At 67.7% G+C, this 11,022-nt stretch carries 11 protein-coding genes and 1 pseudogene; 6 read left to right on the top strand and 6 right to left on the bottom strand.

Features of this window, described 5'->3' with window-relative positions; genetic code table 11:
* The first annotated feature begins 108 nt into the window (after positions 1–108).
* Positions 109–1,686 carry a molybdopterin-dependent oxidoreductase gene (locus NS1_RS34480; RefSeq protein WP_062991342.1) on the top strand — a complete coding sequence of 526 codons (1,578 nt, stop codon included), beginning with the start codon at positions 109–111 and terminating at the stop codon, positions 1,684–1,686.
* Positions 1,687–1,700: 14 nt separating this feature from the next.
* Here NS1_RS34480 and NS1_RS34485 read toward each other — a convergent pair whose 3' ends face one another.
* Both NS1_RS34485 and NS1_RS34490 read right to left on the bottom strand, forming a co-directional pair.
* Positions 1,701–3,173 (bottom strand): DHA2 family efflux MFS transporter permease subunit, encoded by a 1,473-nt coding sequence (locus NS1_RS34485; RefSeq protein ID WP_062991375.1) that lies wholly within the window; start codon positions 3,171–3,173, stop codon positions 1,701–1,703.
* Between the two features lie 30 nt (positions 3,174–3,203).
* Entirely contained in the window at positions 3,204–3,884 is a 681-nt protein-coding gene (locus NS1_RS34490) for a PadR family transcriptional regulator (protein ID WP_062991344.1), read from the bottom strand.
* A 281-nt stretch (positions 3,885–4,165) separates the two neighbouring features.
* Between NS1_RS34490 and NS1_RS34500 the strand changes: the two genes are divergently transcribed.
* Complete coding sequence (locus NS1_RS34500) at positions 4,166–4,576, top strand: DUF4189 domain-containing protein (protein ID WP_062991348.1); 411 nt, start codon at positions 4,166–4,168, stop codon at positions 4,574–4,576.
* Between the two features lie 89 nt (positions 4,577–4,665).
* Here NS1_RS34500 and NS1_RS34505 read toward each other — a convergent pair whose 3' ends face one another.
* Positions 4,666–5,250, bottom strand: a complete 585-nt coding sequence (locus NS1_RS34505; protein ID WP_062991350.1) for a type 2 periplasmic-binding domain-containing protein — start codon at positions 5,248–5,250, stop codon at positions 4,666–4,668.
* Positions 5,251–5,449: 199 nt separating this feature from the next.
* Here NS1_RS34505 and NS1_RS34510 point away from each other — a divergent pair, with 199 nt between their 5' ends.
* The 4 genes from NS1_RS34510 to NS1_RS34525 are packed head-to-tail and all read left to right on the top strand — an operon-like array spanning position 5,450 to position 8,925.
* Complete coding sequence (locus NS1_RS34510) at positions 5,450–6,382, top strand: ABC transporter substrate-binding protein (RefSeq protein WP_056813320.1); 933 nt, start codon at positions 5,450–5,452, stop codon at positions 6,380–6,382.
* A 28-nt stretch (positions 6,383–6,410) separates the two neighbouring features.
* Positions 6,411–7,559, top strand: coding sequence for an ABC transporter ATP-binding protein (locus NS1_RS34515; RefSeq protein WP_062991351.1), 1,149 nt, complete (start codon positions 6,411–6,413; stop codon positions 7,557–7,559).
* On the top strand, positions 7,556–8,221 hold the full coding sequence (locus NS1_RS34520; protein WP_062991353.1) for an ABC transporter permease: 666 nt from the start codon (positions 7,556–7,558) through the stop codon (positions 8,219–8,221). The genes NS1_RS34515 and NS1_RS34520 overlap by 4 nt, the downstream gene beginning before the upstream one ends.
* Positions 8,218–8,925: an ABC transporter permease gene (locus NS1_RS34525; RefSeq protein WP_062991355.1), complete on the top strand. Its 708-nt coding sequence runs from the start codon at positions 8,218–8,220 to the stop codon at positions 8,923–8,925. Before NS1_RS34520 ends, NS1_RS34525 begins: the two co-directional genes overlap by 4 nt.
* Here the strand turns inward: NS1_RS34525 and NS1_RS34530 are convergent.
* The 3 genes and pseudogenes from NS1_RS34530 to NS1_RS34540 form a co-directional block, all read right to left on the bottom strand.
* Positions 8,908–9,117 (bottom strand): ribbon-helix-helix protein, CopG family, encoded by a 210-nt coding sequence (locus NS1_RS34530; RefSeq protein WP_062991357.1) that lies wholly within the window; start codon positions 9,115–9,117, stop codon positions 8,908–8,910. The two genes, NS1_RS34525 and NS1_RS34530, sit on opposite strands and share 18 nt — an antisense overlap.
* Before the next feature lie 70 nt (positions 9,118–9,187).
* Complete coding sequence (locus NS1_RS34535) at positions 9,188–10,408, bottom strand: NAD(P)-dependent malic enzyme (RefSeq protein ID WP_062991359.1); 1,221 nt, start codon at positions 10,406–10,408, stop codon at positions 9,188–9,190.
* Positions 10,409–10,812: 404 nt separating this feature from the next.
* A pseudogene (locus NS1_RS34540) lies at positions 10,813–11,022 on the bottom strand (pyridine nucleotide-disulfide oxidoreductase); the annotation flags it as partial.

An 11,022-nucleotide genomic window follows, 5' to 3' on the forward strand; every position in this document is an offset into this window, starting at 1 on the left:
GGGATCATTTCTACTACACAGTGTAGTTTTCGAGAGCGGATCGCGGGAGGCGTTCGGCTGTCACAAATCGGTCACCGGGGCGATTCGGTCGCGACGTAGGCTCGGACCATGGCGTTGATGCGGGCGATGGCCGGAATCGTGGCCGCGGCACTGGTACTCGGTGTGGCGGAGTTGGTCGCGGTGTTCACCGGGGCCGGTAGTGCGCCCGCGTACGCACTCGGCGCGACCGTTGTCGACCACACGCCCGACGGGGTCAGAGAGTGGGCGATCTCGACCTTCGGGACGAACGACAAAGCCGTGTTGTTCGTGTGCATGGGCATCGTCGCGCTCGTTGTCGCGGGGGTCGCCGGGGTCGCGGAGCGGACGGCAAGGCCGATCGGGTCGGTCGGGTTCGCGGTTTTCGGGGTGGTCGCCGCCGTCATCGGGGCAGGCCGAGTCGGCGGGTTCGCCGGTGCGCTGCCCGCGCTGATCGGCACCGCCGCTGGGATTCTCGCGTTGCGAGGGCTGACCAGGCGGATCGACGACGCCGCCGAATCGCGGCGACCGGCAACGGAACCCACTGCGCCACAACAGGATGCCGAAGCCGCATCGACGGTCGGCGACCCGTCGACCACGGGAGCAGGGCGGCGGCGCGTGCTCGGGGGTATAGCGGCGACCGGGGTGCTCGCCGTCGGAGCCGGGCTCGCGGGTCGGCTACTCGGCGGCGCCCGCCACGACGTGACGGCCGAGCGCGAAACCGTCGAACTCCCCGGAGCGGCCGCGCCATTGCCGGATCTTCCGCCGGACGCCGACCTGCGCGTGCCAGGGCTCACCTCGTACCTCACCCCCAACAGCGACTTCTACCGCATCGACACCGCGCTGATCGTTCCCCAGGTATCCACAGACTCCTGGTCGCTGCGCATCCACGGCATGGTCGAACAGGAAATCACCCTCACCTGGGACGACCTCCTGCGCCGCACCCCGGTCGAGCGCCTGGTGACCCTGGCCTGCGTGTCCAATCCGATCAACGGCGACCTCATCGGCAATGCCCGGTGGCTCGGTTACCGCCTCGACGAACTCCTCGCCCAAGCCCGCCCGCTCCCGGACGCCGACATGGTCCTGTCCCACAGCAAAGACGGCTGGACCGCGGGCAGCCCGCTCTCCGTACTCACCGATGGCCGCGATGCCCTGCTCGCCATCGGCATGAACGGCGAACCCCTCCCCGTCCAGCACGGCTACCCCGCCCGTCTCGTGGTCCCCGGCCTCTACGGCTACGTCTCCGCCACCAAGTGGGTCACCGAACTCGAGGTCACCCGCTTCGACCGGGCCACCGCCTATTGGACCCGCCGCGGCTGGTCGGCACAGGGCCCCATCAAAACCGGAACCCGCATCGACACTCCGCGCGGTCGTGGCCGAATCCCGCAGGGCCGCACCGTGATCGCCGGTGTCGCCTGGGCCCAGCATCGCGGCGTCACCGGCGTCGAAGTGCAGATCGACAACGGCGACTGGCGGCCCGCTCGCCTGTCCACCGAGGTCACCGTCGACACCTGGCGCCAGTGGACCTACGACTGGGACGCCGCTCCCGGCCAACACACCCTGCGTGCCCGCGCCATCGACACCACCGGGCTGCCCCAAACCGCCGTCGAACAGGACGTCGTGCCCGACGGCGCCACCGGCTACCCCACTCTCACCATCCAGGTGAACTGAACGCGACGCCGCGATCAGGCTGACGCGTCGGCTTTCTCCCGCGTAGGAACCTTTCCGGCCGATCTACCGTGGCCGACGAACAGGGCCGAGGCGATGACGCCGATCACCAGGATCGAGGCGGGCAGGATCATCGACTGGGCCAGCGCGGTGCTGAATTCGTCGATGATCTGGGGCGGGAGCGGGCCGGTGGCCGCGCCTTCGCCGACCGGGCCGCCACCGCCGAGTCCGTTGGCGGTCAGGCGGGCGGCGATCAGGGCGCTGATCGCGGCGCTACCGAGGACCGAGCCGACCTGGCGGGTGGTGTTGTAGATGCCGGCGCCCGCACCGGCCTGGGCGACCGGCAGGTTGTGGGTGGCGGTCGTGGCGAGCGGAGCCCAGATGCAGGCGTTGGCCAGACCCGCGACAGCGGCCGCGAGCAGGAACCAGCCGATCGACGAATCCGGGCTCATGAGCGCACCGAAGGAGGCCACCGAACCGGCGAACAGCACGAAGCCGATCGTCGGCAGCAGTCGAGGCGGCAGCTTGTCCGACACCTTGCCGATGAACGGCGCGGTGAAACCGGTGATGATCGCCATCGGCGCGAAGACCAGCGCCGACATGGTCGGCGTCATCTCGCGCACCGCCTGCAGGTAGAAGTACGACGGCACCATCATCGAGGTGACCGCGGCGCCCATCGCGGCGATCGCCAGGTTCGACAGCGCGAAATTGCGGTCGCGGAACAGGCTCAGGGGCACCAGCGGTTCGCCCTTGTTGCGTGCCTGGTTGATCACGAACACGACCAGCATCAGCACGCCGAAGCCGATCAGCAGCCAGATCCGCAGCGACCAGTCCTGCGAATTACCTTCCTGGATACCGAAAACCAGTGCGAGCATGCCGATGCCGCTGAGGACGACACCGACGATGTCGAACTTGTGGTCGTTGGTCGGCAGCGCGGGCACGAGCCACACGGCCAGCCCGAACGCGATGATGCCGACCGGGACGTTCACGAAGAAGATCCATTCCCAGCCGAGGTTGTCGACCAGCACACCACCGAGGATGGGACCGACCAGCGTCGCCAGCCCGGCGACGCCACCCCACAGGCCCATCGCGGCGCCGCGCTTGTCCGGCGCGAAGGTGCGGGTGATCACGGCCATCGTCTGCGGCGTCATCAACGCGGCGCCGACGCCCTGGGCGGCGCGGGCGGCGATCAGCATGCCGATGCTGCCGGACAGGCCGCACCAGAGCGACGCGCCGGTGAAGATCGCGAGGCCGATCAGGTAGATGTTCTTCGGCCCGAATTTGTCACCGAGACGGCCGGTGACCAGCAGCGGCACCGCGTAGGTGAGCAGGTAGGCGCTGGTGACCCAGATGACGTTGGAAATATCGGTGCTGAGGTCGGTCATGATGGCCGGATTGGCGACCGCGACGATCGTCATATCCAACAGGATCATGAAGAACCCGACCACGAGCGCGGTGAGCGCCAGCCACGGATTACGTTGGGTGGTCATCGAATTGGTTCCAATCTCCACAAGAGGGATTCAGCTTCGGGCGGCCCAGCGGGGCCGGGGCGCGGCGTCGGGGTGATCCCCACTCGGCCATTCGTGGGTGTGATCGTCGGTGATCCGTTCACCGGTGTCGGGGTCGTACTGCTCCCACGGCACGGCGCCGCTGCCGAGTTCGGCGGCGAAGACTTCGATCCAGCCGAGTTCGGCCTGGATGGTGGCCCGAATGTATTCCAGGACAAAGTAATAGCGTCGCGGGATGGCACGGCTGCGCACCCAGTCGAGTAGCACGTCCATGTCGGTTCGCGACTGACCCAGGTACTCCACGCGCTCGTCGAGCAATGCGACAACGTGCTCCTGCGGGAGGGTGTGCGCCTCGGCCAACGCCAACCGGAAGATCGGATATTCCTGCACCGGCGTCCGCAGCAACTCGGCGATCCGCCCGCGCAGCGCGGTACGCCCGGAATCGGTGATCCGATAGGTGGTCCGTTCCGGCCGGTTCCCCGCCCGACCGATGCCCTCCGCCGCCACCATCTCCTCGTCGGCCAGCCTGGCTACCACGTGATAGAGCGACCCCGGCCGCACCTTGACCAGTAGATCCTCCCGGCGAGCGATCAGCAGTTGATACATCTCGTACGGATGCATGGGCCGCTCATCGAGCAACGCGAGCACCGCGATAGCCAACGGCGTCATCACATTCCGCCCGGGCTGCCCCACCCCGCCACCTCCAACCAGCTACATGTTCCCTACCAAATATTCCAGTAGGAATATACGGAGCGGGTCATAGCTTGGCAAGCGAATAACCCAGCCACCTGTCCTGCCTCGCGCAACCTGGTGGAGTACGAGGCGTGGCTCGAGCGCGATGAAGCGGTCGCGCTGGGTTTCGTGACGGTCTTTGCCGTGACCCCAAGACTTTTGGGGCAACCTCGCGTCCATGCGCTGCGGTATCTTCCATGCGATCGCCGCACCCTGGTCGGCGCGCAGAGGAAGCACACCGCATGTTCGAAAAGTCCTTTGCGGCCGCCGCGCTCTCGGTGAGCGTCGCTGCCGTCCTCGCGGCACCGCCCGCCGCCGCCGACCCGGTCAATTGGGGCGCCGTTTCCCTCAGCGTGTGGGGCAATGTCTACGCGTTTTCGGTCAACCACCCAACGGAAGCCGACGCCATTCGAGCCGCCGACCAAGCGTGCAAAGGGCAAGGCATCATCGACTGCCGGATGATGGTGACGTTCGCGAACGGCTGCGGTGCAGTCGTGACGAGTCCGCTCGCGATCGTCGCAGGGTTCCCGATCGTGGGCTTCGGTAAAGGGGCGACCCCAGGGGAGGCATACGCAGACGCCACCCGCAACCTGCCCACCGGCACCGGAAGTGCCGGCTCGTTCAATCGCGACCACGCCTGCACCCGGCCTTGATCGGCCAGATCTACTGAGACAGGACACCACCGAAACCGTGCGCGATGGCGGGGTGGCAGAGGCGCCGAAGATCGGCGGGAGGGGTGACGCTAGAGGCTGTGGGCGTCGAGCCAGGATCGGGCTGCGTCGGCGGGCCGGGAACCGGTGTCGACCTGATGGATCAGGTCGACCAATTCCTCAGTGGTCAGTTCGCCTGCTACGTAGTTGAGCTTTTTCAGCTGTTGGCGATCGAAGATGCCGCTGCGGTAGAGAGCGACGACGCTCTGGGCGCGGGCGACTCGGGGGCGCGGGTCCGTTCCATCCGCCGCATCGGAGACCGAGATTCCCTGTGGGAGAGCCGAGTTGACCGCGGCGACCACTTCGTCCGGTGTGCGTGCCGGGGAGGCTGGGTTCCAGCGGTCGACGAGGGCGCCGTTGCGGGCGGGCAAGACCGCGATGCGACCGGCGTCGAGATCGGCCAGCGGGGTGGGCAATCCGGTGACGACGGCGGAGTCGGTGCCCGCGCGTTCCAGTGCTTGGGAATAGATCTCGGCGAGCAGAACTGATTCCGTGGTCGAATCCCCACCCACCACGACCACCGGACGGGCCTCGTCGGAGGCGCAGGAAACAGTGGTGAAAGCGCAGGCTGCGGCCAGGATCGCGGCGGCGGTTCCACGCACGGCGACCGAGTGCATCCGACGACACCAACTTTCCGTATTTGCCGTCAACCCGCGCAATTCGGCCCGACGGCGGGCAGTATGAACTACCAGAATGTACCTGTGGCCCCCGGGTCGCACGCACAGCGCACTGCCCGCCTTTGCCGGAAGGACACCAGTGAAACCCGACTTCGCCTCCTCATCACCAGGACAACGTCGACCGGCACGCCGCCTCGCGATGCGGGCGGGCCGGGTACTGGTCGCCGCGGTGGCGCTGGCCGCCGCCATGATCGCCTCCGCCTGCGGCAACAGCGATCCGCTCGCCGCGAAGGGCGACTGCACGAGCGACGCGTTGATCATCGGGTCGGCCAACTTCCCCGAGTCCGAGACCGTCGCCAACATCTACACCGAGGTGCTGCGGATCAACGGTTTCAAGGTCGACACCAAGTTCGACATCGGCTCGCGCGAGGCCTACATCCCCGCACTGCGCCAGTGCGCGATCTCGCTGATCCCGGAATACACCGGCAACCTGCTGCAATACCTCGACAAAGATGCCACGGCCACCGCCGCCCCCGAGGTGAACGCCGCACTCACCAAGGCGCTCGGCGACGATCTCGCCATCGCGACGCCCGCCCCCGGCGAGGATTCCGACGCGGTGGTGGTCACTCGCGCGACGGCCGACAAGTGGAACTTGAAGTCCATCGCCGACCTCGCGCCGCACTCGGCCGAGGTGAAGTTCGGTGGGATGGCCGAATTCGCGCAGCGCCCGGGTGGATTGCCGGGTCTGGAGAAGAACTACGGCCTCGATATCACCGACGCCAATTTCGTGCCGATCGCCGACGGTGGCGGCCCCGCGACGGTGCGCGCGCTGGTCGACGGCCAGGTGAGTGCGGCCGACATCTTCACCACCTCACCGGCGATCGCGCAGAACAACCTGGTGGTACTCGCCGATCCGAAGCACAATTTCGCCGCCCAGAACGTGGTGCCGCTGTTCAATTCCGCGAAGAAGACCGATAAGGCCGTCGCCGTGCTCGACGCGGTATCGGCCAAACTGACCACCACCGAGCTGATCTCGCTGAACACGGCCGTCTCGGGCGAGAGCAAGATCGAACCGAAGGCCGCCGCGCTCGCCTGGATCACCGCGCAGGGGCTGAACTCCCCTATCGGCTAGGCGGACCGGCGCCTCGAGGAGATATTCATTGTCCGACATCGAATTCCGCGGTATCGACAAGACCTATCCGAACGACACACACGCGGTGCGCGACCTGAACCTGCACATCGACTCGGGATCGTTCACCGTGTTCGTCGGGCCGTCCGGCTGCGGCAAGACCACTTCGATGCGCATGATCAATCGGATGGTCGACCCCACCGCGGGCGCCATCACCATCGACGGCCGCGATATCGCGACGGTCGATCCGGTGAAACTGCGCCTCGGCATCGGCTACGTGATCCAGAGCGGCGGGCTGCTGCCCAACCGCAAGGTGGTCGACAATGTGGCGACCGTGCCGATTCTGCTCGGGCAGTCACGCAAGGCCGCCCGCGCCGCCGCGCTCGAGGTGATGGACCGGGTAGGGCTGGATCGCGATCTGGCCGAACGGTACCCGGCGCAACTCTCGGGTGGTCAGCAGCAGCGGGTCGGGGTGGCACGGGCGCTGGCCGCGGACCCACCGGTGCTGTTGATGGACGAGCCGTTCAGTGCGGTCGACCCGGTGGTGCGGGCGGAATTGCAATCGGAGATGCAGCGGTTGCAGTCCGCATTGCACAAGACGATCGTGTTCGTCACCCACGATATCGACGAGGCGATCACCCTCGGCGACAAGATCGCGGTGTTCGGGCGGGGCGGCGTGCTGCAGCAGTTCGACACTCCCGAGAAGGTCTTGGCGCAGCCCGCAACGGATTTCGTAGCGGGATTCGTCGGAAGGGATCGCGGCTATCGAGGGCTGTCGTTCCGTAGCGCCGAAGCTGTTGCGCTGGCGCCGATTCGGACGATCCAACCGGACGACATCGCCGAATTGCGGCTCGCCCGAGGCGAATGGGCACTGGTCGTGGATGCCCTCGGCAAACCGGGCGGCTGGATCGACGTCACCGGCATGGAGCGGGTGCGTGCCGGAAAACCCTTGGACTCGAGCGTTTCCGCCGGTGGCTCGTTGTTCACCCCGGACGGCGACCTTCGTCAGGCACTGGACGCGGCCATCTCCTCGCCCTCCGGCATCGGCGTCGCCGTCGACGAAGCGGGTGCGGTGCGCGGCGGACTGCTCGCCGCGGATGTGCTGACCCAACTCGCCGAACAGCGGAAAGCCGAAGACTCCGAACGCAATCAGGAGTTCTTCACCCAGGGCACGTCGTGAGATATCTGATCGACAACTTCGCCGAAGTCATGGCGATCACCCGCACCCACCTGGTGCTGGCACTGATCCCGCTGCTGCTCGGCCTGGTGATCGCGGTGCCGGTCGGCGCGCTGGTGCGCGCGAACCGCTGGGCCCGCCGGATCAGCACCACGATGTCGAGCCTGGCCTACACGATTCCCTCGCTCGCGCTGTTCGTGATCATTCCGCCGCTGATCGGCATCTCGATGATCGACCCGCTCAATGTGATCATCGCGCTCACCGTGTACTCGACCGCGCTGCTGCTGATCGCGGTGCCGATGGCGCTGGACACGGTGCCCGACAGCGTGATCGACGCCGCCGACGCGATCGGCTTCGGCCGGCTGCGTCGCACCCTCACCGTCGATATGCCGTTGGCGCTCCCGGTTTTCACCGCCTCGTTGCGCGTGGTGGTGGTCACCAATATCGCCATGGTGTCGGTCGGTGCGCTGGTCGGCGTAGGCGGGCTCGGGAAGCTGTTCACCCAGGGCTATCAGCGCGACTACCCCGACCAGATCGTCGCGGGCATCATCGTCACCCTGGTGCTGGCGCTGATCTTCGATCGGCTGGTATTCCTGCTCGGCACCCTCGCTACCCCGTGGACTCGCGCCGACGCGCGCGTGACCCGGAAAGGTGCGCGCGCGTGAACCTGTTCGTCGAGGCCTGGAACTATGTGAGCGACGGCACCAACTGGGGTGGGCCCACCGGCATCGAACATCGCCTGCTGCAACATCTGTGGTACAGCTTCCTGACGGTGGCATTGTCGGCGGTGATCGCGGTGCCGCTCGGGCTGGTGATCGGGCATACGCGCCGCGGCAGTGCCGTGATGGTCGGCTTCGCCAATGCCATGCGGGCGCTGCCGACGCTGGGTCTGCTCACCTTTCTGGTGCTCGGCCTCGGGCTCGGGCTGATCCCGCCGCTGCTGGCACTGATCACCGTCGGCATCCCGCCGCTGCTGGCGGGGGCGTACGCGGGGATCGCGAATGTGGCCGCCGATGTGGTCGACGCCTCGCGGGCGATGGGGATGACCGAGAGCCAGATCCTGTTCCGGGTCGAGGTGCCCAATGCGATGCCGGTGATGCTCGGCGGTTTGCGCAACGCCACCTTGCAGGTCGTCGCCACGGCGACCATCGCGGCCTACGTCAACCTCGGCGGGCTCGGCCGCTACATCTTCGACGGGATCGGGCTCTATCGCTACGACCTGGTGCTGGTCGGTGCGCTGTTGGTCGCCGTGCTCGCGCTCGTGCTCGACGGGCTGCTGGCGGTGGCGGTGTGGGCGAGCGTGCCGGGCACCGGTCGGCTCACGCGCACCTCGGCGGACCTCACCCGTATCTCAGTCGTCACCGAGTAGCGCCCGCAGGTGCGGGTCGTCGGCCAGCACCGCCTGTATCCTGGCGCGTTCCCTGGCCCGCTGGGCGTTGGCGTGAATCCACTCCTGCGCCGCCTGCACCATCGCCACATTCACCGAGACGCCCGCAGCCGTCGCGGCGGCGGCGAGCTGCTCGGCGACGTCATCGGGAAGCTGCACGGTGATAGTGGTCATCGTTGGATGATCCCAGATAACGCGACAGCGCCCCCGTTCCGGTGGGAACGGGGCGCTGCGTCAACAGAAACTAGGCGACGCCCTCGGCGCGCGCGGCTTCCGCGACGGCCTCGGCCACAGCCGGAGCCACGCGCGGATCGAGCGGGCTCGGGATGATCTTGTCGACGGCGAGCTCGTCGGCCACGACACCGAAGATGGCGTTCGCGGCGGCGACCTTCATGCCCTCGGTGATGCGGCGGGCACCGGCATCGAGCGCACCCTTGAACACGCCGGGGAAGGCGAGCACATTGTTGATCTGGTTCGGGAAGTCGCTGCGGCCCGTCGCGACGATCGCCACGTACTTGGCGGCCACGTCGGGGTGGATCTCCGGGTCCGGGTTGGACATGGCGAACACGATCGCCTCCGGCGCCATCGAGGCGATGAGCTCCTCGGGGATCGTGCCCGCGGACAGGCCGAGGAACACATCGGCACCGGCCAGCGCGGCGGCCGGGCCACCGGTCAGGCCGCGCGGGTTGGAGCGGGCGGCCAGGTCGGCCTTCACACCGTTGAGACCGTCGCGACCGGCGCTGACGATGCCCTTCGAGTCGAGCACGACCACATCGGGGACACCCGCCGCGATCAGGATGTTCGCGCAGGCCACACCGGCCGCGCCCGCACCGGAGACGACGACCTTCAGGCCGGACATGTCACGGCCCTGCACCGCGGCCGCGCCCTTGAGGGCGGCCAGCACCACGATGGCGGTGCCGTGCTGGTCGTCGTGCATGACCGGGCAGTCCAGCGCCTCGATGACGCGACGCTCGATCTCGAAGCAGCGCGGGGCGGAGATGTCTTCCAGGTTCACCGCGCCGAAGCTCGGACGCAGGTGGATCAGCGTCTGGACGATCTCGTCGGGGTCGGTGGTGTCGAGCACGAGCGGAATCGAGTTCAGACCGGCGAACTTCTTGAACAGCGCGGCCTTGCCCTCCATCACGGGCAGCGAGGCGCGCGGGCCGATGTCGCCGAGGCCGAGCACGGCGGTGCCGTCGCTGACCACGACCACCAGGCGGTCGGTCCAGGTGTAGCGCTTGGTGAGGGCGGGATCCTCGGCGATGGCACGGCTGACCTGGGCGACACCGGGGGTGTAGGCGATGGACAGATCGCGCTGGGTCTCGAGGGGCGCGGCCAGCTCGACCGACAGCTTGCCGCCGAGGTGGCCCGCGAAGATCTCGTCGTTGGTGATGGCAGCGAGGCTCGCTGCGTCATCGGCCTTGGGCGCCGCGGTGGCATTCGGTGCGTCAGTCACAGGTGACACGATTTCACTCCTGCTCGAGTCGGGCTCAACCGGGGGACGGTTACCGCCGGGTATATCGGAAACGGATTACTGGGACGCTGGATCGCTACAACGCTCATCGAGTGCGCGACCGCACGCGTTTCGCGGTGGCAACCGGACGCATGGCGCGGCACTGATCCGCCGAGCGGAACCGGACGGGTGCGTCCGGGCGAGCAGAACGGGTCGACCTACGCTGCGACGGTGCGTCGCACGGCGGAAGGTCACCGAGGTCCCCGAACCCGGCGGTGGCAAGGGTAGGGAATCCGCAACATTCTGCCAGCATGGTGCGTCGATTGCCAAACCGCGTCATGTGTCGAGCGTAGCCGTGTCGAATTGCCGTGGCGTAAGCGAAAACTCGCAGCGCAGCGGGAACATCCGGTGAACTCTCACACCGCGGCGGGGGTGGCCGCGGTGAGCTCGCCGCCGAGTGGCTCCGGCCATTCCTCGCGGCGCACCCACACCTCGTCGAGCCCACCGCAACGCAGCCGGACCAGCCAATCCGAGCGGGCGTCGGGGTGGTCGATGCGCTGGTGGATGCCGCGACTCTCGGTGCGCACGAGCGCGCTGTAGCCGGCCCACCGGGCCACGGCGAGCAG

Source organism: Nocardia salmonicida NBRC 13393, assembly GCF_001613085.1.
Lineage (GTDB): Bacteria > Actinomycetota > Actinomycetes > Mycobacteriales > Mycobacteriaceae > Nocardia > Nocardia salmonicida.